At 65.2% G+C, this 21,682-nt stretch carries 21 protein-coding genes; 5 read left to right on the top strand and 16 right to left on the bottom strand.

Going from position 1 to position 21,682, the window contains the following annotated elements:
• Position 1 precedes the first annotated feature (1 nt).
• The 6 genes from AC2FNZ_RS16265 to AC2FNZ_RS16240 are packed head-to-tail and all read right to left on the bottom strand — an operon-like array spanning position 2 to position 7,488.
• On the bottom strand, positions 2-1,447 hold the full coding sequence (locus AC2FNZ_RS16265; protein WP_496841260.1) for an aldehyde dehydrogenase family protein: 1,446 nt from the start codon (positions 1,445-1,447) through the stop codon (positions 2-4).
• 34 nt (positions 1,448-1,481) lie between these two features.
• Complete coding sequence (locus tag AC2FNZ_RS16260) at positions 1,482-3,080, bottom strand: ABC transporter ATP-binding protein (protein WP_496841259.1); 1,599 nt, start codon at positions 3,078-3,080, stop codon at positions 1,482-1,484.
• Positions 3,077-3,892, bottom strand: a complete 816-nt coding sequence (locus AC2FNZ_RS16255) for an ABC transporter permease (RefSeq protein WP_496834552.1) — start codon at positions 3,890-3,892, stop codon at positions 3,077-3,079. Before AC2FNZ_RS16255 ends, AC2FNZ_RS16260 begins: the two co-directional genes overlap by 4 nt.
• Positions 3,889-4,836: an ABC transporter permease gene (locus tag AC2FNZ_RS16250; protein ID WP_093964078.1), complete on the bottom strand. Its 948-nt coding sequence runs from the start codon at positions 4,834-4,836 to the stop codon at positions 3,889-3,891. Before AC2FNZ_RS16250 ends, AC2FNZ_RS16255 begins: the two co-directional genes overlap by 4 nt.
• A 49-nt stretch (positions 4,837-4,885) precedes the next feature.
• On the bottom strand, positions 4,886-5,947 hold the full coding sequence (locus AC2FNZ_RS16245; protein ID WP_496841258.1) for a ligand-gated ion channel: 1,062 nt from the start codon (positions 5,945-5,947) through the stop codon (positions 4,886-4,888).
• Between the two features lie 53 nt (positions 5,948-6,000).
• Complete coding sequence (locus tag AC2FNZ_RS16240; protein WP_496841257.1) at positions 6,001-7,488, bottom strand: ABC transporter substrate-binding protein; 1,488 nt, start codon at positions 7,486-7,488, stop codon at positions 6,001-6,003.
• Positions 7,489-7,659: 171 nt separating this feature from the next.
• Between AC2FNZ_RS16240 and panB the strand changes: the two genes are divergently transcribed.
• The 3 genes from panB to glpK all read left to right on the top strand — a co-directional run bounded on the left by panB (position 7,660) and on the right by glpK (position 10,898).
• Positions 7,660-8,499, top strand: coding sequence for a 3-methyl-2-oxobutanoate hydroxymethyltransferase (gene panB / locus AC2FNZ_RS16235; RefSeq protein ID WP_496841256.1), 840 nt, complete (start codon positions 7,660-7,662; stop codon positions 8,497-8,499).
• Positions 8,496-9,347 (top strand): pantoate--beta-alanine ligase, encoded by an 852-nt coding sequence (gene panC, locus AC2FNZ_RS16230; RefSeq protein ID WP_496841255.1) that lies wholly within the window; start codon positions 8,496-8,498, stop codon positions 9,345-9,347. Before panB ends, panC begins: the two co-directional genes overlap by 4 nt.
• 72 nt (positions 9,348-9,419) lie before the next feature.
• On the top strand, positions 9,420-10,898 hold the full coding sequence (gene glpK, locus AC2FNZ_RS16225; protein ID WP_496841254.1) for a glycerol kinase GlpK: 1,479 nt from the start codon (positions 9,420-9,422) through the stop codon (positions 10,896-10,898).
• A gap of 28 nt (positions 10,899-10,926) precedes the next feature.
• Here glpK and smpB read toward each other — a convergent pair whose 3' ends face one another.
• From smpB to AC2FNZ_RS16175, 10 genes are all read right to left on the bottom strand, one after another.
• Positions 10,927-11,403: an SsrA-binding protein SmpB gene (smpB, locus tag AC2FNZ_RS16220; protein WP_093964072.1), complete on the bottom strand. Its 477-nt coding sequence runs from the start codon at positions 11,401-11,403 to the stop codon at positions 10,927-10,929.
• Between the two features lie 47 nt (positions 11,404-11,450).
• On the bottom strand, positions 11,451-11,993 hold the full coding sequence (gene idi / locus AC2FNZ_RS16215; protein WP_093964071.1) for an isopentenyl-diphosphate Delta-isomerase: 543 nt from the start codon (positions 11,991-11,993) through the stop codon (positions 11,451-11,453).
• 189 nt (positions 11,994-12,182) lie between these two features.
• The gene (locus AC2FNZ_RS16210) at positions 12,183-12,596 is read right to left on the bottom strand and encodes a c-type cytochrome (protein WP_093964070.1); all 414 of its coding nucleotides are present in this window, start codon (positions 12,594-12,596) and stop codon (positions 12,183-12,185) included.
• A gap of 112 nt (positions 12,597-12,708) precedes the next feature.
• The gene (locus AC2FNZ_RS16205; RefSeq protein WP_496841253.1) at positions 12,709-13,722 is read right to left on the bottom strand and encodes a P1 family peptidase; all 1,014 of its coding nucleotides are present in this window, start codon (positions 13,720-13,722) and stop codon (positions 12,709-12,711) included.
• Between the two features lie 82 nt (positions 13,723-13,804).
• Positions 13,805-14,551, bottom strand: a complete 747-nt coding sequence (locus AC2FNZ_RS16200; RefSeq protein WP_170340981.1) for an SDR family oxidoreductase — start codon at positions 14,549-14,551, stop codon at positions 13,805-13,807.
• Positions 14,552-14,611: 60 nt separating this feature from the next.
• A complete protein-coding gene (arfB, locus tag AC2FNZ_RS16195; RefSeq protein WP_005980088.1) occupies positions 14,612-15,031 on the bottom strand; it encodes an alternative ribosome rescue aminoacyl-tRNA hydrolase ArfB in 420 nt (139 codons plus the stop codon).
• Positions 15,032-15,295: 264 nt separating this feature from the next.
• Positions 15,296-15,940, bottom strand: a complete 645-nt coding sequence (locus AC2FNZ_RS16190) for a queuosine precursor transporter (RefSeq protein ID WP_093964066.1) — start codon at positions 15,938-15,940, stop codon at positions 15,296-15,298.
• A 91-nt stretch (positions 15,941-16,031) separates the two neighbouring features.
• Positions 16,032-16,916: an esterase-like activity of phytase family protein gene (locus AC2FNZ_RS16185; protein ID WP_496841252.1), complete on the bottom strand. Its 885-nt coding sequence runs from the start codon at positions 16,914-16,916 to the stop codon at positions 16,032-16,034.
• Complete coding sequence (mepA, locus tag AC2FNZ_RS16180; protein ID WP_496841251.1) at positions 16,889-17,752, bottom strand: penicillin-insensitive murein endopeptidase; 864 nt, start codon at positions 17,750-17,752, stop codon at positions 16,889-16,891. The genes AC2FNZ_RS16185 and mepA overlap by 28 nt, the downstream gene beginning before the upstream one ends.
• Positions 17,749-19,116 carry an MFS transporter gene (locus AC2FNZ_RS16175; protein WP_496841250.1) on the bottom strand — a complete coding sequence of 456 codons (1,368 nt, stop codon included), beginning with the start codon at positions 19,114-19,116 and terminating at the stop codon, positions 17,749-17,751. The genes mepA and AC2FNZ_RS16175 overlap by 4 nt, the downstream gene beginning before the upstream one ends.
• Positions 19,117-19,247: 131 nt before the next feature.
• On the opposite strand from AC2FNZ_RS16175, the gene AC2FNZ_RS16170 reads away from it, so the two are divergent.
• Together AC2FNZ_RS16170 and recQ are read left to right on the top strand one after the other, a co-directional pair.
• Entirely contained in the window at positions 19,248-19,535 is a 288-nt protein-coding gene (locus AC2FNZ_RS16170) for a YggT family protein (RefSeq protein WP_008757771.1), read from the top strand.
• 76 nt (positions 19,536-19,611) lie between these two features.
• Positions 19,612-21,651, top strand: coding sequence for a DNA helicase RecQ (gene recQ / locus AC2FNZ_RS16165; protein ID WP_496841249.1), 2,040 nt, complete (start codon positions 19,612-19,614; stop codon positions 21,649-21,651).
• Positions 21,652-21,682 lie beyond the last annotated feature (31 nt).

Here is a 21,682-nt window from a genome sequence, read left to right as displayed (position 1 = left end):
CTCAGCCGTGATGGGCGGCCACGGTTTTCAACTGGGAAAAACCGTACAGCGCCTCGAACCCCTTTTCGCGGCCATGGCCCGATTTTCCGACCCCGCCGAACGGCAGCTCGACCCCGCCGCCCGCGCCGTAATTGTTGATGAACACCTGCCCCGCGCGCAGCCGTTTGGCCAGCCGCATCTGCCGCGCGCCGTCCCGCGTCCAGACCCCGGCCACCAGCCCGTAATCGGTGCCGTTGGCGATTTGAATGGCCTGTTCCTCGGTGTCGAAGGGGATCAGAACCTGCACCGGGCCAAAGATTTCCTGCTGCGCCAGCGGATGATCGGGCGGCACGTCACCAAACAGCATCGGGCGCACATAAGCCCCGCCCGGCGGCGCGTGATCCACGATCCGGCCTTGTGCTGCGATCTCAAGATCGGCCCCCTGCGCCAAAAAGCCGGTTACGATCTGCTTCTGCCGGTCCGAGATCAGCGGCCCGACGCGCAGATCCTCGGTCGCGGGGCCGACGGTCAGGTCGGCATAGGCGGCGGCCATGCGCGCCTTGACCTCGGCATGGACCCCGCGCTGCACCAGAACACGCGACCCGGCCGAACAGGTCTGGCCCGCGTTCTGGATGCCCGCATTCACCAGAAACGGCAACGCGGCCTCCAGATCGGCATCATCGAAAACCAATTGCGGAGATTTCCCGCCCAGTTCCAGCGTCACCGGCACCACGTTGCGCCCCGCCGCCCGCTGCACCAGCGCGCCCGTCGCCACGGACCCGGTGAACGAAATGTGATTCGCACCCGGATGGCCGGACAGCGCCGCCCCCGCCTCAGCCCCGATGCCGGGCACCACGTTCAAAGCCCCGGGCGGCAGACCGACCTCGGTTGCCAGATGGGCAAAGGCCAGTGCTGTCAGACAGGCCTCTTCCGCCGGTTTCAGAACGCAGGCATTGCCCATCGCCAGCGCCGCCCCGACCGAGCGGCCGATGATCTGCATCGGGTAGTTCCAAGGCACGATATGGCCGGTCACGCCATGCGGCTCGCGTAGGGTATAGACGGTGTAGCCGTCGAGATAGGGGATGGTCTGGCCCATCACCTTGTCCGCCGCGCCTCCGTAGAACTCGCAATAGCGCGCCAGCGCCAGTGCGTCGGCACGGGCCTGGGTCAGCGGTTTGCCAACGTCCAACGCTTCGAGCAGCGCAAGCTCCTCGATCCTGTCCTGCACCAACTGTCCAAGACGGGTCAGGATGCGGCCCCGCTCCAGCGCGGTCATCCGGCCCCAGTCGCCGTCCAGCGCGGCCTGCGCGGCCTGCACGGCGGCATCGATCTGCGGCACCCCACCACGCGCGATCCGGCAGAGCGGCGTGCCGTCGGACGGGTTGGTCAAATCCAGCGTGTCTTCGGTCGCGACCCAATCGCCGCCGATCAGGCACAGGGTGGGATCAAACCAGATGGGATTTTGCATATCTGCCTCCAAAACAGGCTCTAACAAAGCGGTATCATGCCGCGCCCTGCCCGATCTGGGGCAATTTCGGCACGGCTTGGATCAGGGTTTGCGTATAGGGGTGCTGCGGGTCCGCGAACACGCGCTCGGTCTCGCCCTGTTCGACGATCCGGCCCGCCTGCATCACCATCACCCGGTCGGTGATGGTGCGCACCACGCTCAGATCATGGCTGATGAACAGGTAGGTCAGGTCATAGGCCGCACACAGCTCGGCCAGCAGGTCGAGGATTTGCGCCCGGACCGAGACATCCAGCGCCGAGACCGCCTCGTCGAACAGAATCAACTCGGGCCGGATGATCAGGGCGCGGGCGATGGCGATACGCTGGCGCTGACCGCCCGAGAATTCGTGGATGTATTTGCCTGCATCGTCGGGCGAGAGCCCCACGGCGGTCAACATCTCAGCGATGCGATCCTGCCGTTCAGACCCGGTGGGCGGAGTTTCAATCAGGTGGAAAGGTTCGGTGATCAGGCGGGCGACCCGGTGGCGGGGGTTGAAGCTGCCAAACGGGTCCTGGAACACCACCTGCATTTTGCGACGCACCGCCAGATTGGGTTTGTGCCCGGTGAACACCGGCTGGCCGTCCAGCAGGATCTGCCCGCCCTGCACCTCCTCAAGCCCCAGAATGGCCCGTGTTAGGGTCGATTTTCCGCAACCGGACTCACCCACAAGCCCAAGGCGCGCACCCCGGTTCAGCGTGAAACTCACATGGTCCACGGCCCGGTGATGACCGGGCTTTTCAAACAACCGCGTGCGCGGCAGGCGATAGTCGCGCACCACCTCCGAGACCGAAAGCAGAGGCGCCGGGGCCGCCGGGGCGGGCAGTTCGACTTGGTGGTTCGAGGCCTCGAACAGCATCCGCGTATAGGGATGCTGCATGTTGGTCAGCAGCTGACCCGTAGGCCCGGCCTCGACCACTTCGCCGTTGCGCATCACCACGATCCGGTCGGCCATGTCGGCCACGACCGCCAAATCATGGGTGATCATCAGCAGACCCATGCCGTATTCGGTGACCAGCCCCCGTAGCAGATCGAGGATCTGCGCCTGCGTGGTCACATCCAGCGCGGTTGTCGGCTCGTCCGCGATCAGCAGCCGGGGGCGCAGCGCGATGGCCATGGCGATCACCACGCGCTGCCGCTGCCCGCCCGACAGTTCGTGCGGATAGCGCGACAGGGGAAAGTAGTCGGGCGGCAGGCCGACGCGGGTCAGAACCTCTTGGGCGCGCACGCGGGCGGCGTCGGGCGGCATCGCCTTGTGGATCAGGATGGTCTCCATCACCTGATCACCGATGGTCTTCACCGGATTGAGCGCCGTCATAGGTTCCTGAAACACCATCCCGACGACCGCGCCGCGCAAGGCGCACATTTCGTCCTCGGGGCTGTTCAGAACCTCGTGCCCTTCAAGGCGGACCGAGCCGCCGGCCACGGCCCCTGCGGGCAGCAACTGCATCACCGCCAATGCTGTCATCGACTTGCCCGAGCCGCTCTCACCGGTGACGGCCACGATCTGACCGGGGTCGATGGACAGGCTGACCTGGTCCAGAACGGGGACCCCGTGGATCGAAAGCGACAGGTTATGGATTTCCAGCAAGCTCATGCGCGGGCCACCCGGATTCGAGGGTCCAGCCAATCGCGCAGCCCGTCGCCCAGCAGGTTCAACCCCAGCACCGTCACGATGATCGCCAACCCCGGAATCAGAGCCAAATGCGGGGCAAAACTGACCATCGTCTGCGCATCCGCCAGCATCCGGCCCCAGCTGGGCGTGGGTGGTTGCGCGCCGAGTCCGACATAGCTGAGGCCCGCCTCGGCCAGAATGCCCAAGCTGAACTGGATGGTGCCCTGCACGATCAGCAAATTGGCGACGTTGGGCAGGATGTGCTCGGCCGAGATCCGCGTCGCGCCCTTGCCCGCGACACGGGCGGCCAGGATGAACTCGCGCTCCCACAGGGACAGCGCCGCGCCGCGGGTGATGCGGGCGAAGACGGGGATGTTGAAGATGCCGATGGCGATGATCGCGTTCACCGCACCGGGGCCGAAGACGGCAGTGATTAGGATGGCAATCACCAGCGAAGGGAAGGCAAAGACCAGATCGTTGCCGCGCATGATCAGCTCATCCAGCCAAGACCCCTTGCGCGCCGCGGCCGTCAGGCCCAATGGCACGCCGAACCCCATGCCAATGCCCACCGCCACCAGCGCCACCGCGATCGAGGTACGCGCACCCACCATGATCATCGAGAACATGTCGCGCCCGAAATGATCGGTACCGAACCAGTGCTGTGCGTTGGGCGGCTGCAGCTTGTCTGGGATGTTCAGCGCGGCGTGATCAAAGGGTGTCCAGACGAAGGACAGCAGGGCCATTAGCACCACCACCGAGGTCAGCCCCGCCCCAAGGATCAGCGCGCGGCTCATGTGCGGCTCCGCAACCGGGGATCGACCGCGGCATAGGCCAGATCGACCAGGAAGTTCACCGTGATGACCGCAAAGACCAGCAGCATCACCACCGACTCCACAACGATCAGGTCCCGCGCCGAGATCGCCTGGAACACCAACCGCCCCAGCCCGGGCAGGTAGAAGACCTGCTCGATGATGATCGACCCGGCCAGCAGAAACGAGAACTGCAGCCCGATGATCGTCAGCACTGGGATAAGCGCATTGCGCACCCCGTGCCGCCACAGCGCCTGGCGGCGCGACAGCCCCTTGGCGCGGGCGGTGCGCATGAAATCCTCACCCAGAATGTCCAGCAGCGCCGAGCGCATGACCCGCGACAGAATCGCCGCCTGCGGCAGGGCCAGCGCGATGGCCGGCAGCGTCAGCGAGTGCAGCCCGGCCCACAGGCCGTTGTCCCACCCCGCGAACCCGCCCGCGTTGAACCAGCGTAGATTGATCGCGAAGATCAGCACCAGCATCATCGCGAACCAGAAGTTCGGCACCGCGATGCCCAACTGCGTGGCCCCCATCACCGCCAGATCGCCCGGTTTCCCCCGGCGCGCGGCCGCATAGATGCCGACCGGAAAGGCGATCAGCGTCGACAGTGTCAGCGCATAGAGCGCCAGCGGCAGCGACACCCACAGCCGGTCGGCCACCATCTGCGCCACAGGCGTGCGATAGGTATACGAGGTGCCGAAATCTCCGGCCAGCATGCCGCTGACCCAGTTCAGGTAGCGCTGCGGCCGTGACACGTCCAAGCCCAGCTCGGCGCGCAGGGCGGCCAGCGTTTCGGGCTGGGCGTTCACCCCCAGCATGAACGAGGCCGGATCCCCCGGCGCCACCTCGATCACCGCGAAGATGACCACCGAAGCGATAGCCAGGCTGAGTGCCAGCGAAATCAGACGTTTGAGCGCATATCGGAGCATTGTCGCCACGTTAGGCCGGGATTGGCCGCCGGTCCAGCGGCACAGCGCGTCAGGACTGCATCAGAAACGCCCAGACTGCATAGCCCACTATCGCGGCATAGCCCAGCGGATAGATCCACTTGATCGCGTAGTTGTCCAGCTTGCGCGCCGTGTCCTCGCGCCCCGAGACCTTGAGCCGCCGCAGCATAACGTTGAACACCACCAGCGCCCCGGTCATCAGGAACATGCATTGCAGGATGAAATCCAGAAAGGTCAGATAGCCCAACTTGGGCAGATCGGCCGAGATCGCCCAGTTGAAGGCGACAAAGACCAGCAGGTTGGCCCCGGCGATGTCGATCCGCTTGCGGTATTCGTCCAGAAAGAACAGCGCCCAGCCGACCAGAACCAGCACCAGCATGGGCAGGAACACCCGGATGACATAGTAGGTCAGGTGGCGCTTGCCCTCGAAGACCAGCGACACCTGATCGCTTTCATTGCCCGACAGGCCCGTCGTGGTCGAGGCCAGCATACGGGCGTTGCCCAGAATCCACTCCTCTTCGCCCAGCGTGTCGCCCAGCCCCGAGAACTGGTCCAGCGCGTAGTAGTGCACGAAGTCGGACGGAAAGACCGAGACGACCTCGAAGTGGAACTCCTGCGTGTCGAAGGGGAACCTGAGGAAGTTGAAATGCGGCGCCTGCAGCGTCAGCGAGGATTTCTCGACAAACGTCACATGCCCATCATGTCGCAGAGCGGCCGCGGATTCGTGCACCCAGCGGTTGGATTGCTGGTTGTGGATGACGAAGGCCGGAACCACCGCATCCCGGGTGGCCGCATGGCGCACGAAGGCCGGCGGATCGAATACGCGGAAATCGCGGCCCAGCTCATCCGGATCGAACGCCAGGGCCGGATCGCTCCATTCAAACCGCAGCACGACCACAGCGCCATAGTTCTCGGCCTTCTGATCGACCGAGGTGATCTGGTCGATCCTGATGCCGACGCCGACCTCGACCGGGTTTTCCGGGGTGCCCAACAGCGCGCTGTGGCCATCCTGAAACAACCCTTGCGCGCCCGAGGGCCCAGACAGGGCCAGGGCGGCCATGAAGAAAAACACCGAAACCAGGCAACGTGTCATCTGAAACAGACCCTAATATGGGGAAACGGGCCCGCAGGGCGGACCCGAAAGGCTCATTCCGCCCAGCTGATCGCGGTCAGGTCAATGGCCGCCGTGGGCGCGTTTTCCCACAGGCCCTGAACGCCGGCCTTGGCCACGCCCAGCTTGGCCAGCTGGAACAGATAGGCGTTGACGTAATCCTCGGCGATCATGCGCTGCGCCTCGCCCATAAGGCGGATGCGTTCGTTGGGGTCGGTGGTCGCGTTCAGCGTCGCCATCAGGGCCTGGAAATCCGGGTTGTCATACTGGAAGTAATAATCCGGCCGGGCATAGATGCCGATGTCCATCGGCTCGGTATGGCTGACGATGGTCAGGGCGAAATCCTTGCCCTTGAACACGGTTTCCAGCCACTGTGCCCATTCCACGTTGATGATCTCGGCCTTGATCCCGACCTCGGCAAGCTGCGCGGCCACGATCTCGCCCCCGCGGCGGGCGTAGGAGGGCGGAGGCAGATGCAGCGTGGTTTCGAACCCGTCTGCAAAACCGGCCTCAGCCAGCAGGGCGCGGGCCTTGTCCGGGTCATGCGCCGAATTGCCGGTCAGATCGACATAGGCCGGGTTGTGCGGTGCGAAATGCGTGCCGATCGGCGTGCCATAACCGAACATCGCACCATCGATGATCGCCTGACGGTCGATCGCATGGGCCAGCGCCTGCCGCACCCGCACGTCGTCAAAGGGCGGCTTCTTGTTGTTGGTCGCCAGAATGGTTTCGCCCTCGGTCGAACCGACAAGCACCTGGAACCGCGGGTCGGCCTCGAACTGCGGCAGGTTCTCGGGGGCGGGGAAATTGTCAAACACGTCCACGTCCTCGGCCATCATCGCGGCAAAGGCGGCGGTGGGGTCCGAGATGAACTTGAACGTGGCCTTCTCCAGCGTGGGTTGGTCACCCCAGTAATCGGGGTTGCGCTCTAACGTGATGCGGTCGCCCTGGACCCATTCGGCGAACTTGTAGGCGCCGGTGCCCACGGGGTTGGTCTTGATGCCCTCGATGCTTTCGGGCGCCACGATCACCGCGTCGCCCCAGGCCAGGTTGAACAGGAAACTGCCGTTGGGTTCCGCCAGAGTGATTCTGACGGTCAGCGGGTCCACGACCTCGACGCCTTCGATCCCGGCGAACAGGGCCTTCTGCGCATTGGCGCTGTCCTCGGCGGTGGCGCGGTCGAGGCTGAACTTCACGTCCTCGGCATCCATCGTGGTGCCATCATGGAATGTGACGCCATCGTGCAGCGTGAAGGTATAGACCCTTCCGTCCTCGGAGATCTCCCAGCTTTCGGCCAGCCCGGGCACGACCGAGCCATCGCCCATGAAGCGGGTCAGCCCTTCGAACACGTTGGTGTAGACGACCGAATCGATGGCTTGCGCGGCGGCGCTGGTCGGGTCCAGATGCGGCGGCTCCAGCTGCATGGCGATGGTGATGTCCGACCGGGCCATGGCCTGCGAGGCGAGCAGCCCCACGCCCAGCGCCATGGCGCCGGCAAAGGTGCGAAAGAACGGCTTGGTCATGTAAATTCCCTCCCAGAATGTGCGGATGGGCGGCGGATGACGCGGCCCTGACGGTAACAATGTCCCTGCAAACCTTGGGTCATTCAAGGAAATGTTCGCGCAACCGGGGTTTCTCTGGCCCCTGCCCTTCTGCTATGCCGCGCTGCAACATGAACCCCGCGAGGAGCGAGCATGAGCGCCACCGCCCGCAAGACAGCCCCGAATGCCGAGGATATCCGCGCCCGCAAAGGGGGCGATCCGCTGGTCAGCCTGACTGCCTATACCACACCGATGGCCCGGCTGATGGACCCCCATTGCGACTTCGTCCTGGTGGGCGACAGCGTGGGCATGGTGCTGCACGGGCTGAGCTCGACCCTGGGCGTGACGATGGAGATGATGATCCTGCACGGTCAGGCCGTCGCCCGCGGGCTCGAGACGGCGATGATGGTCATCGACATGCCCTTTGCCAGCTATGAAGAAAGCCCCGCGCAGGCCTTTCGCAACGCGGCCCGGCTGATGGCCGAGACCGGCGCCGGCGCGGTCAAGTTGGAAGGCGGGGACGAGATGGCCGAGACGATCCGCTTTCTGGTCAAGCGCGGCATCCCGGTGATGGCGCATGTGGGTCTGACGCCGCAATCGATCAACACTCTGGGCGGCTACAAGGTGCAGGGCCGCGACGAACAGGCCGATGCGGTGCTGGCCGACGCCCGCGCCGTGGCCGAGGCCGGGGCGTTTTCCGTCGTGCTCGAGAAGGTTCCGCAGGGTCTGGCCGACCGGATCACCGCCGAGGTGCCCATCCCCACCATCGGCATCGGGGCCTCGGCCGGTTGTGACGGGCAGATCCTGGTGGTCGACGACATGCTGGGCTTTTTCACGGCCTTCAAGCCGAAATTCGTCAAACGCTATGCCGATCTGGGCCCGCTGGCCGAGGCCGCCATCGCCGAATACGCCGCCGAGGTGCGCGCCCGCACGTTCCCCGCGGCCGAGCATGTGTTTGCCGATCAGGCCCCTGCCAAGGGGGGCAAGGCATGACCGCGCCCATCCTGCGCACCCTTTCGGAGCTGCGCGCCAAGACCCAGGCCTGGCGCCGGGCGGGCGAGACCATCGGCGTGGTGCCCACCATGGGCGCGCTGCATCAGGGGCACCTGTCGCTGGCACAGGCGGCGCGGGCCGATTGCGACCGGGTGATCGTGACGATCTTCGTCAACCCCAAGCAGTTCAACAACCCCGAGGATCTGGCCAAGTACCCCCGCACCGAGCAGGACGACGCGGCCAAGCTGGCGCCGCTGGAGGTCGATGCGATCTATGTCCCCGACCCGGACCAGATCTATCCGGACGGGTTCGCCACCACCGTCTCCGTCGCCGGCCTGACCGACGTGATGGAGGGCGAATTCCGCCCCGGACATTTCGACGGCGTGGCAACCGTCGTGGCAAAACTGTTCCTGCAGACGCAGGCGGACAGGGCCTATTTCGGCGAAAAGGACTATCAGCAGTTGATGGTCGTGCGCCGCATGGCCCGTGATTTGGACATCCCGATCGAGGTGATCGGCTGCCCCACCGTGCGCGAGCCCTCGGGGCTGGCGATGTCCTCGCGCAATCTGCGTCTGTCGGACCAGGGGCTGGCGACCGGGGCTCGGATGCAAGCGGTGATGCAGGACATGGCCGGGCAACTGGCGCAGGGGGCCGCATTCGCGGATCTGGTGGGGCCGGCTCGCGACACGCTGCTGACGGCGGGCTTTTCCGAGGTGGAATATATCGACCTGCGCTGCGCCGAAACGCTTGCGCCGCTGGCCGCCGCCACCCGCCCCGCGCGCCTGTTCGCCACCGCCTGGCTGGAGGGCGTGCGCCTGATCGACAATATCGACGTGCCAACAGCCTGAAACTGGGGTCTGGAACGGCCCCGACCAATCGCCTAATGTCCCCTGAAAATGAAGACCGGGGGGAGCACGGGCATGACCTATATTCTGGCAATCGATCAGGGCACCACGTCCTCGCGCGCGATCCTGTTCGACGCGCAGATGCAGCGCGTGGGCACTGCACAGCAGGAATTCACCCAGTATTTTCCGCAGGAAGGCTGGGTCGAGCACGACCCCGAGGAAATCTGGGACAGTGTCCTGAACGTCTGCCGGCAGGTGATGAACGAGGTGGGCGCCTCGGCCGACCAGATCGCCGGGATCGGCATCACCAACCAGCGCGAAACCACCGTGGTCTGGAACAAGACGACCGGCAAGGCCATCCACAATGCCATCGTCTGGCAGGACCGCCGCACCGCCGAGATCTGCCAGCGGTTCCGCGACGCGGGCTGCGAGGATGACGTGACCGCTCAGACCGGCCTGCTGCTCGACCCGTATTTCTCGGGCACCAAGGTCAAGTGGATACTCGACACCGTACCCGGCGCGCGCGATCGGGCCGAGGCGGGCGAGCTGCTGTTCGGCACCATCGACAGTTTCCTGATCTGGCGCCTGACCGAGGGCCGCGTCCACGCCACCGACGCCACCAACGCCGCGCGCACCCTGCTGTTCGACATCCACAAGGGCAACTGGAGCGCCGAGATCTGCGATCTGCTGGACGTGCCGCTGTCGATACTGCCCGAAGTGCGCGACTGCGCGGCCGATTTCGGCCAGACCGGCCTGTTCGGCGGGGCGATCCCGATTCTGGGCGTGGCCGGCGACCAGCAGGCCGCCACGATCGGGCAGGCCTGTTTCCAGCCTGGGATGATGAAATCCACCTATGGCACGGGCTGTTTCGCGCTGCTGAACACCGGCACGCAGCCGGTGGAGTCGAAAAACCGCCTGCTGACCACCATCGCCTATCAGCTGGACGGTCAGCGGACCTATGCGCTGGAAGGCTCGATCTTCATCGCGGGCGCGGCGGTGCAGTGGCTGCGCGACGCGCTGCAGATCATCGACTCGGCCCCGCAAAGCGGCGAACTGGCCGCGCAGTCCGACCCCAACCAGCATGTGGTGCTGGTGCCCGCCTTCACCGGGCTGGGCGCGCCCTATTGGAAGCCCGACTGCCGCGGCGCCATGTTCGGCCTGACCCGCAACTCGGGCCGGGCCGAGATCGCACGGGCCACGCTGGAAAGCATCGCCTACCAGACCCGCGACCTGTGGCACGCGATGCAGGGCGATTGGGGCGCCGACGCGGACGTGATTCTGCGGGTCGATGGCGGGATGAGCGCTTCCGACTGGGCGATGCAGGGCCTGTCGGACATTCTGGGCGCGCCGGTCGACCGGCCGGTGATGCAGGAAACCACGGCGCTGGGCGCAGCCTGGCTGGCGGGGATGAAGGCCGGGGTCTACCCCAATCAGGCCGGATTTGCCGAGACCTGGGCGCTGGACCAACGGTTCGAACCGATCCTGCCCGAGGCTGACCGCGAAGCGGCCTATGCGCGCTGGCAGCGGGCGGTTCGGGCCACCATGGCGTTCTGATCCATCCTGACCCGCGGCGCAGCCCGGGTCAGCTGTGATCCTTCAGCAGGCGCTGTTTCTGGCGCGACCAGTCGCGCTTGGCCTGGGTTTCGCGCTTGTCGTGGATCTTCTTGCCCTTGGCGATGCCGATCTTCAGCTTGGCCCGACCCTTGTGGTTGAAATACAGCACCAGCGGCACCAGCGTCATGCCCTTGCGCTGCGTGGCGTTCCACAGGTTCGACAGCTCTTTGCGGGACACCAGCAGCTTGCGCCGGCGGCGCTCTTCGTGCTTGAACGCCTTGGCCTGCTCGTAGGGCGCGATGTAGCTGTTGATCAGCCACAGTTCGCCATCCTCGACCGAGGCATAGCTTTCGGCGATGTTCGCCCCGCCCGCGCGCAGAGACTTGACCTCGGACCCTTCCAGCACGATGCCGCACTCGATATCCTCTTCGATCGCGTAATCGAAGCGGGCCCGCCGGTTTTCGGCGATCACCTTGTAGTTTGGGTCTGTCTTCTGCTTGGCCATGACGCCGTGATGTATGCGGCTTCGTCAGTCCTTGCAAGATGGGCGCGTCAGGATTTGGCCGAGATGATCAGGTCGGGGCCAAAGATCGTGTCGGCGTGGTTGTGCAGGTAAATCTTCAGCCACGGGGTGAACCGTTCGGGGTGGCGGCGCACTTCGGCCAGCAGATCGTGGTAGTCGATCCAGCGGATCTCCATCACCTCATCGGGGTTGGGCTCGATCTTCAGCGGCCCGCGCACATGCGCCAAGAACACATCCACGACCTCGTTCTCGACCATCCCGTTGCCGACATCCGCATGATATTCCAGCCGGTGCCGGTATTCAGGATACAGCCCGGTGATGCCCAACTCCTCGCGCAGGCGGCGCACGGCGCAGTCCGAGGAGTTTTCGTCCCAGTCGGGATGGGTGCAACAGGTGTTCGCCCACAGGCCGGGCGTGTGATACTTGCCCAGCGCGCGGCGCTGCATCAGAATCTCGGTGCCCCGCACGACGAAGACCGAGACTGCCTTGTGCTTGAGCCCCTTTTCGTGGGCTTCCAGCTTGTCCACGGGTGTCAGCTCGCCATGAACCCAAGCCGGGATCATGATTCCCATCTGTCCTCTCCTGGTGTGACTGCGTCGGTCTGGCGGCATCGGCGACCGGGCGCGATGCGCTGGCGGATTGGGCGCAGTGTTTTTTTGGTCTGCGACAAAACTGGCGATGATCGACGTTGCAATCAAGCGCACGAAAGGCCGCAGGGCTGCGGCCTTTTGTACTTGTTCCGGTTTTTTGGCAAGTGCGGCTTATTCGGCCGAAACGCTTTGCAGATAGGCAAAGACGTCCTCGCCGCCCTTCTTCAGCTTGAAGGTCATCTTCGACTTGGCCGAGGTTTCACCTAGGTAGTCCTTCAGGAACGCCTTGGGGTCCTGAACATAGGCAACAAAGCTTTCCTCGTCCCAGACCAGACCTTTTTCACCGGCCGCGACTAGGCTGTCGCCGTATTTGAAGCCTTCCTCTGCACCTGCGGCGCGGCCAGCGATACCGTACAGGTTCGGCCCGGTCTTGCCGCCCTTGACGATGGCTTCGCCGTCGGGCGTTGCGATCATGTGGCAGGACTTGCACTTGTTGAAGGTCTTGGCACCGGCTTCGGCGTCGCCTTCGGCCAGGGCCGGCACGGCCAGCAGGCCGGCGATGGCAGTCGCGATGATACGTTTCATTGGCGTTGCTCCGATATGAATTGGCTGCCCCTTAACCAGTATCAAACGCGCGCAGAGTCAATGCGCAATTTGACGCGCGGCGGCGACCTGACGCAGCCGAAAAGGTATATTTTCAAGGCGTATTTTGCAGATCCGACCAGCACGGCAACAGGTCGTCTGGCGCCGGTTTCGCATGGTAGACCGCGCGCGCGATGGCGCGGGCCAAGCACAGGGCGGCGGCGTGGCCCAGCAGGGCCAGATCGGCCTCGGCCGAAGGGATCCGCCCCGTGCTGACGCCGAACACCAGGTCACCATCGCCCGGCGTGTGGGCGGGCAGGATGGCGCGGGCGATCCCGTCATGGGCGGCCACCGCCATGCGCTGGCATTGCGGTTTGGTCAGGGCCGCATCGGTGGCGACGATGGCGATGGTCGTGTTGGCCTTGTCGGGCGGGGGGTGGCCCATCGCCCGGGCCTTGCGGCTGGGCGCGGGGTCCCCCAGTCCGGACGCCGCATCCGGCCCCAGCCCGCCGAACTCGGCTCCGATCTCGAACGGGGCGGCCCAGAAATGCTGGTCGCCCGGGGTGGTGACGCTGCCCAGCGGGTTGGCCGCAACCAGAGCACCCACTGTCACGCCGCCCGGCAACACCGCCGAGGCGGAGCCCAGCCCACCGTTGCACATGGCCGTCAGTGCGCCGGTTCCGGCCCCGGCGCTGCCCAGATCGAACGTCTCCGCTGCGGAGTCAAATGCGGCCCGGCCCAAGGCGCGGTACGGGTTTTCACCCCACGCCTTGTCGCCGCCGTTCAGCAGGTCGAACAGAATCGCCCCGGGTACGATCGGAACCACGGCCGACCCCACCTGAAACCCGCGACCCTGCGCATGCAGCGCGTCCACCACGCCCGAACAGGCATCCAGCCCGAAGGCCGAGCCCCCCGAAAGCACGATCGCATCCACCCGGTCGACGGTCTTGTCGACCGCCAGAAGATCGGTCTCACGCGTGCCGGGGGCGCCCCCCATCACATGCACCGAGGCCCGCAGGGGCTGATCTCCGGTCATGACGGTGACACCTGATTTCAGAGCCGCGTCCTGTGCGTTGCCCACCAGCAGGCCGGGCACGTCGGTGATCAGGTTTCTGGATCCGGGGGTCATTTGGGTTTGTCCTTTACTGCGGGAAAGCGCGCTAATGCGCGCTGCCTCCGGCGGGGATATTTGGGGCCAGATGAAGGGGTGGTCAGATACAGCGGCCCCCGTCCACCTCGAGCGCGGTGCCGGTGATCATGCTGGCCTCATCCGAGCACAGGAAACAGGCGGCGTTGCCCATGTCCTGCGGAGTCGAGAACCGGCCCAGCGGGATGGTCGACAGGAACCTGGCGCGGATTTCGGGCGTGTCTTCGCCCATGAAGGATTTCAGCAGGGGCGTTTCCCCCGCCACCGGGCAGATCGCGTTCACGCGCACACCGGACGGGGCCAGTTCGACCGCCATGGTCTTGGTTGCGGTGATCATCCAGCCCTTGGAGGCGTTGTACCAGTTCAGGTTCGGGCGCGGTGACAATCCGGCGGTCGAGGCGACGTTCAGGATCGCCCCCGACCCGCGCGATTTCATATGCGGCACCAGCGCCCGCGCGGTCAGAAAGACCGACTTCATGTTTACGCGATAGACGCGGTCGAAATCTTCTTCGCTGACCTCCTCCAGCGGCGTCGGCAGGTGGGTCACGCCGGCATTGTTCACCAGGATGTCCAGATGGCCGTAAAGTCCCAGCGCCGCATCCGCCATCGCCTGGACCGAGTCGCCGTCGGAGACATCCACCTGGCAGTGGTCGGCCAGCGGGCCCAGCGTTGCCGCCATGTGACGCGCGGCATCCCCGTTGATATCGGCGATCATCACCCGTGCGCCCTCGGTCAGGAATTTCTGCACGATCCCGGCCCCGAACCCGGATGCGCCGCCGGTCACGATTGCGGTTTTTCCCTCCAGCCTCATGGCCTTGCCTCCCTGCCGCCTGTTGCGGTCAGACTAGCAACGGCAGGGAAAGATGCCAGATCAATCTTCCGCCACCTTGCCGCGCAGCGCCTTGACGTCGGACCGGGCCTTTTTCGCCGCCAGCCGGCGCTTGACCGAGCCATAGGTGGGCTTCGTCGCGATCCGCCGCTTGGGTTTGACCAGCGCCTTGCCGATCAGCTCGGCCAGACGGGCGCGGGCGATCTCGCGGTTGCGGGCCTGGCTGCGGGTCTCGTCGCATTGGATGATGATCGCACCATCCTTGGTCCAGCGCCGTCCGGCCAGCCGTTTCAGCCGCGCCTTGACCGGATCGGGCAGCGAGGGCGAGCGCGCCGCCTCGAAGCGCAGCTCGACCGCGGTCGAGACCTTGTTCACGTTCTGCCCGCCGGGACCCGAGGCGCGGATGAAGCTCTCGGTCATTTCCCAATCGTGCAGGGTGATATCGTCGGTGATGCGCAACATGGACGCGACCTTACAGGCGCCACCCGGAAACAGAAAGGGCCGCCCCGGCGGGACGGCCCTTCGAAAGTTCAGGAGGTCGGGTCGGTTAGATCAATCGACCAGCCGGAGCGCGCGCTCCGCCAAGGGCTGCCCTAGCAGGCGGTCCCCCCGGTTGTTCCGACACCTCTCTCCAATCTCTTTCTCGACACTGGATCACCTCCTTTTCTATCTGTTGCGGTTGAAAAGGATGGTGACACAACTTGTGCCACTCTCAAAGCGTTTTTTTTACGCAGGCTGTGCGGTCAGGCGGGCGACGATCACCTTGAAGGGGATCAGTGCGACCAGGGCCAGCGACAGCTTCACCAGCCAGTCGGCAAAGGCCAGCGTCACCCACAGGGGCGCCTCGGGGCCCGACAGCATGAAAGGCACCGGCTCCCACGCCCAGTTGATGGCCGCATCCGCATCGGCGCCGAAGACGGTCACCGAGGCCGAGAACGCGATTGTGAAGAAGATCGCTGTATCCAGCGCCGACCCGACCAGCGTGGACACCAGCGGCGCGCGCCACCAGCGGCCTTCACGCATGGCGTTGAACACGGTGACGTCGGTCAGCTGCGCGATCAGGAACGCGGTTCCCGAAGCCACGGCGATGCGCAACGGCACGGCGGCGTAGGTGAAGCCGTCACCCTGCAGCATGATCTGGCTGCCGATCAGCGAGCAGATCACGCCGGTGACGAAGCCGGCGAACACGACCTTGCGGGCCGGGCCCACGCCATAGACGCGGTTCATGATGTCGGTGACCAGAAAGGCCAGCGGATAGGTGAAGGCACCCCAGGTCAACAGCCCGTCAAAGATCAGGAACTGGACCAGGATGTTCGAGGCCACGACGATGGCGGCCATGGCAATAATGCCGGGGATAAAGTTGCGTTGCATGTTCTGATGCCCGTTTTGACAAGGTAGCGGCGACTTGGCCAAGGGACCGTCCCAAGGCAAGCCGCGCTTCTAGACCCGGGATCGGCCCGTGTCAATCCGGCAGCAGATACTCGACCAGTTCGGTACGCTGCAGCGCCAGAAAGTTGTCGTCCGAGATCATCGTGGCCCGCAACCGCCCCTGCCCGTCGCGCCAGACCGACAGCCCCTCGAGATTGTCATGGGTTCCGGTTCCGGTCTGGAACAGGGTTTCTTCGGCCGTAGGTGTATCACCCGCGATCTGCCACCGACGCAGACGCGACCGGAACCCGGTCAGCGAGACCGCGCGTTCCAGCACGTAGAACCGCCCGTCCGGGCCGAAATCGGCCGCTACGGGCAGAAAACCGTCCCGCTGCGTCAGGACGAAGGGCGTGGACCAGGCGCGCCCGTCCCAGCGATAGACCGGAATGTCGCCATTTGCCGTGCGGCTTTTCTCGGGCAGCGTGTACAGGCGGCCCTGCGTGTCGATGGCCAGCCCCTCGAACGAACCATTCTGGTCGAGCGCGTCAAAGGCCTTGGGTCGCGGCAGCACCTGCGCATGGGCACCGGGCGCGGCATAACGGGCCACACGGTGCACGCCTTCGAACGAAATGTAGAAGCTGCCGTCAGGCGCCAGCGCCAGCCCCTCGGAGTCACCCGAGCTGCCGGGCATGATCCGTCCCCGGCTGGACAGAACCGGCCAGTGGCCAACAATACGGATGCCGACAATCTGATCGCCATCCCGGTCGATGCGGACCGATGCCAGAGTGGAGCGGTCGCTCAGCACCCATGCGCGCTGCCCGTCATCCGAGATATGGATGGCGGAAAACCCACCGAACCAGTCATGACCGGCGCGCCATGCAAAGCTGCCCAGATATTCAGCCGATTTGACTTCGACCGCCCAGGCGGAGCCGGCCAGAAACAGGCTGGCGATCAGTTGGACTGCAAGACGGCGGCGCATTGCTGGGGCAGATCCGCCAGAACATATTCACGCCGTTTCTTCGGAGGCGGCGCGTTGGGGTCGGGCGGCGGCGGGTTCAAGATGTTGCGCACCCACTGCTCGGCCTCGGCGCAGCCGTCGCCTTTGGGCGGCGGATCCTGATTGACGCACCCGCGCGAGCCGCGCGGACAGTTCAGCCGGACGTGGAAGTGATAATGATGCCCCCACCAGGGCCGGATTTTGCGCAGATAGGCGCGGTTGCCTTTTTCTTCCTTGCACATCTGCACCTTGGCGCCCGGAAACACGAAGATGCGGGCCACGCGTTTGTCCTTGGCCGCCTCGCGCAGGATGGCGTGGTGCTGTTTCGTCCAGTTGCCGTTCACATAGGCGCCGTTCGAGCGCCGCAGAGAGATGGACGAGATGTTCTCGCGGGCCTTGCGCGACAGGCGCATATTGTCACCGGGCAGCATCCAGATGTCGATGTCCAGGCCCAGCTGGTGGCTGCGGTGGCCCGAGGTCATCGGCCCGCCTCGCGGCTGGCTGATATCCCCGATGTAAAGCCCGTTCCACCCCGGTTGTCTCGCCGCAAAACGGCTGAGGTCCTGCACGAAGTCGATGGCCTGAGGATGGCCCCAGTTGCGGTTGCGCGACAGACGCATCGCCTGCCAGGTGGGTCCGGTTTCGGGCAGTTGCACCGATCCGGCGGCGCAGCCGCGCGAATAACTGCCGAAAGCGGCCGGTTTTTGTTGCGAACTGTACTTCTGAGCCCCGAACAACTGCTTGGCCAGCGGTTGGGCCCCAGCCGCCCCGGCCAGCGCAATTCCTGCCAAAAATACCAAAAAACGTAATGAAATCATCTGCTCTGATCCCCTTCCGGTTTGACCCAGCGCATTAGGAACAATCCCAGAATAAACAACCCGACGATCGGAGACACCCCCAACCGCGCGCTGCCGGTCGCGGTTGTTGCAATTCCGATCAGCAAAGGCGCGGCAAATGCGGTGGCCCGGCCCGACAGGCCATACAGCCCAAAGCTCTCGACCGGGGCGGTCGGGTCGGTGTGGCGCACCATCAGCGACCGGCTGGCCGATTGCAGAATGCCACCCATCCCGCCGATCAGGATGCCGCAGCCAAAGAACACCATGTCCGGCAGGCCCGAGCCTTGGGGCAGGGCGATGCCGAAGATCTGCGTCCGGTCCATCGACACAATGGTGGTGCAGACCAGAATCAGGACCCAGATCGCGGTCAGGATCACCGGCTTGGGGCCGAATTTCCGGTCCAGCTTGCCGCCGATCCAGGCGAAGACCGCCGAGGCCAGCACGCTGATGATGCCGAAGACGCCGATCTTGATCAGGTCCCATTCCAGCACCAGCCGCGCATAGACGCCGCCGAAACTGTACAGCCCGTTCAGCGCATCCCGGTAGAACATCGACGAGCCCAGATAGCTGGCAAGGCTGACACGGTGCCGCAAGGCGGCCACGGATTTGCCCAGCAGGCGCAGCGCCTCGGATACGCTGCCCTTTTTGTCGGTTGCGGGATCGTCGCGAACCCACAGAAAATACGGGACCATGAACAGGATGAACCACCCGGCGGTGAACGGCCCCACAAAGCGCGTTCCTTCGCGTGCGCCGCCGTCCAGCCCGAACAACGGCTCCATCCCGATCAGCGTCTTGCCGTTGGGCTGCTCGACGAACAGCGCCAGCATGATCGCCAGGGAAATCAGCCCGCCGAAATAGCCGAAGGCAAAGCCCGAGCCCGAGATCTCGCCCACCTCGCTGTCGTCCCCCAGGTCGGGCAGTTGCGAATTGATGAAGATCAGCGCGTATTCCGCCCCCACGAAGCCCAGACCGAAGGCCGACAGCATCAGCCACATGTTCGACCCGTCCGGCAGCGTGAACCACAGCGCGGCAGACCCCGCGGCATACATCACCGAAAAGGCGAAGATCCACGGGATGCGCCGCCCCGAGACATCGGCCATCGCCCCCAAGAGCGGCGCGCCGAAGGCGATGATCAGCCCGGTGATCGTCAGGCAGTTGGCCCAGACCGTCTGCGCCTGCGCGGCGGCGGCTTCGGCATCCATCCCGGCGGTTGCATAATATTCGGCGGCAACGCCGGCGAAATACGGACCAAAGACAAAGGTTACCAACAGGGTGTGATACGGCTGGCTGGCCCAGTCGAAGAACCACCAGCCCCAGATGCGCCTGCGCTTGGAAATCTCTGCCATCACTGCCCCTTGCCTGCTTTTGATTTCATAAGACGGGCCTTTGGGCCATTTCGCAAGCGTTCTGTGACTGCGGGCTTGCCTAATGCCACTTGGGCACTTAGGTCTCAGGCCGTACGGAAAACGAGGTGCCCATGCTGTCGCTGATCCAAATCCTGCTGCTGATCCTGGACATCGTCTGGTTCATCATCCTGGCCCATGTGATCATGAGCTGGCTGATCAACTTCCAGGTCCTGAACCTGCATCAACAGCTGGTCGCTCAGATCTGGTACGGACTGAACCGCCTGCTCGAACCGATCTACGGCCCGATCCGCCGCATTCTGCCCAACATGGGCGGTCTGGACCTGACGCCGCTGGTGGTGCTGATCGGCGTCTATGCGCTGCGGATCGTCCTCATCAACAACGCGGTCTATTTCTACTGACCTCTTGTTCCCTGATTCCGACTGTGTGATTGTCCGTTCAAGAGCAGTCAAATCTTGAAACAGGGCACCCCCGCACATGTTCGACGCCGCGCCTCTGCTGCGAGATGTCTTTGGATTCGATGAGTTCCGCCCCGGGCAGGAAGAGATCGTCGATGCCGTGACCGTCGGCGAGAACGTGCTGGCCATCATGCCCACCGGGGGCGGAAAATCCCTGTGTTTCCAACTGCCTGCCCTGCTGCGCGACGGCGTCACGGTGGTGATTTCGCCGCTGATCGCCCTGATGCGCGACCAAGTGCGGGGGCTGCAAGAGGCCGGGGTCGAGGCCGGCGCGCTGACCTCGGGCAACACGCCGGAGGAAACCGACGCCGTGTGGGAGGCGCTCGAGGCCGGGCGGCTGAAGCTGCTGTATATGGCACCCGAACGGCTGGCGGCGGGCTCGGCGCTGGGTATGCTGCGGCGGATCAATGTCAGCCTGATCGCCGTGGACGAGGCCCATTGCGTCAGCCAGTGGGGCCATGATTTCCGCCCCGACTATCTGCGGATCGGAGAGCTGCGGCGCGCGCTGAACGTGCCCTTGGCCGCCTTCACCGCCACGGCGGATGCGGAAACCCAGGACGAAATCGTCGAGAAACTGTTCGACGGCACGCCCCCGCGCAAGTTCCTGCGCGGCTTCGACCGGCCGAACATCCATCTGGCCTTTGCCGCCAAGGACAGCCCGCGCAAACAGATCCTGGATTTCGCCGATGCCCGCCGCGGCCAGTCGGGCATCGTCTATTGCGGCACCCGCAACAAGACCGAAGTGCTGGCGCAGGCGCTGCGCGAACAGGGCCACAGCGCCTGCCACTATCACGGCGGGATGGAGGCCGAGGACCGCCGCATCGTCGAAACCCGCTTCGCGCGCGAAGACGGGCTGATCGTGGTGGCCACCGTGGCCTTTGGCATGGGCATCGACAAGCCCGACATCCGCTGGGTCGCCCATGCGGACCTGCCGAAATCGATCGAGGCCTATTACCAGGAAATCGGCCGCGCCGGCCGCGACGGCGGCCCGGCCGAGACCCTGACCCTGTTCGGCCCCGACGACATCCGCCTGCGCCGCAGCCAGATCGACGAGGGGTTGGCCCCGCCCGAACGCCGCGCCGCCGACCATGCCCGCCTGAACGCTCTGCTGGGTCTGGCCGAGGCGTTGCATTGCCGCCGCCAAACTCTGCTGGGCTATTTCGGGGAACAGGCCGAGCCTTGCGGCAAATGCGACCTGTGCGACAGCCCGCCCGAGCTGTTCGACGGCACTACGCCGGTGCGCATGGCCCTGTCGGCGATCCTGCGCACCGAGGAATGGTTCGGTTCGGGCCACCTGATCGACATCCTGCTGGGCAATGACACCGACAAGATCCGCGCCCGGCGGCATGACGAATTGCCCACTTACGGCATCGGCAAGGACTGGTCGCGCCCGCAATGGCAGGCGATCTTCCGGCAGATGATGGGCCATGACCTGGTCCGCCCCGACCCTGAACGCCACGGCGCCCTGCGCATGACCGAGGCCGCCAAGCCGATCCTGAAGGGCGAGGCGCAGATCACCCTTCGCAAGGACACGCTGCGCAAGGCCACCCGCCGGCCCGCGGTCAAGATGATGGTCTCGGAAGAGGATGCGCCCCTGCTGTCGGCGCTCAAGGCCAAGCGCCGCGCCCTGGCCGAGGCCGCCCATGTGCCCGCCTATGTCATCTTCCCCGACCGCACGCTGATCGAGATGGCGGAAAAACGCCCCATGACCCTGGACGAGATGGCCCGGATCGGCGGCGTGGGCGCAAAAAAACTGGACCGCTATGGCGACACCTTCCTCGAAGTAATCGCGGGCGAGGCGCAGGCGGTCCACCCGGCGCGCCGCAAGCTGGCCGGGCGTGAACAGGGAAATATCTACGACCGTCTGCTCGAGGTGCAGGCACAGCTGGCCCGAGGCCCGGACGGGATCGACAAACCATTGAGCTGTTCGGCCGCGCAACTGGCGAAGGTTGCGCAGATGCGGCCCGACGACGACCGCGCGCTGGAGCAAATTCTGGGCGACCGCCGCGCCGAACGTTTCGCGGCCGCCTTTCTGGACGTGCTGCGCGCGGCGGGCTAGGTATCGGCGGGCGGGCACGTACAAGGGGGTA

The sequence above is a fragment of the Ruegeria sp. SAZA006 genome (assembly GCF_059613465.1).
Note: the sequence above shows the minus strand (reverse complement) of the source record. Positions and strands in the feature narration are given on the sequence as shown.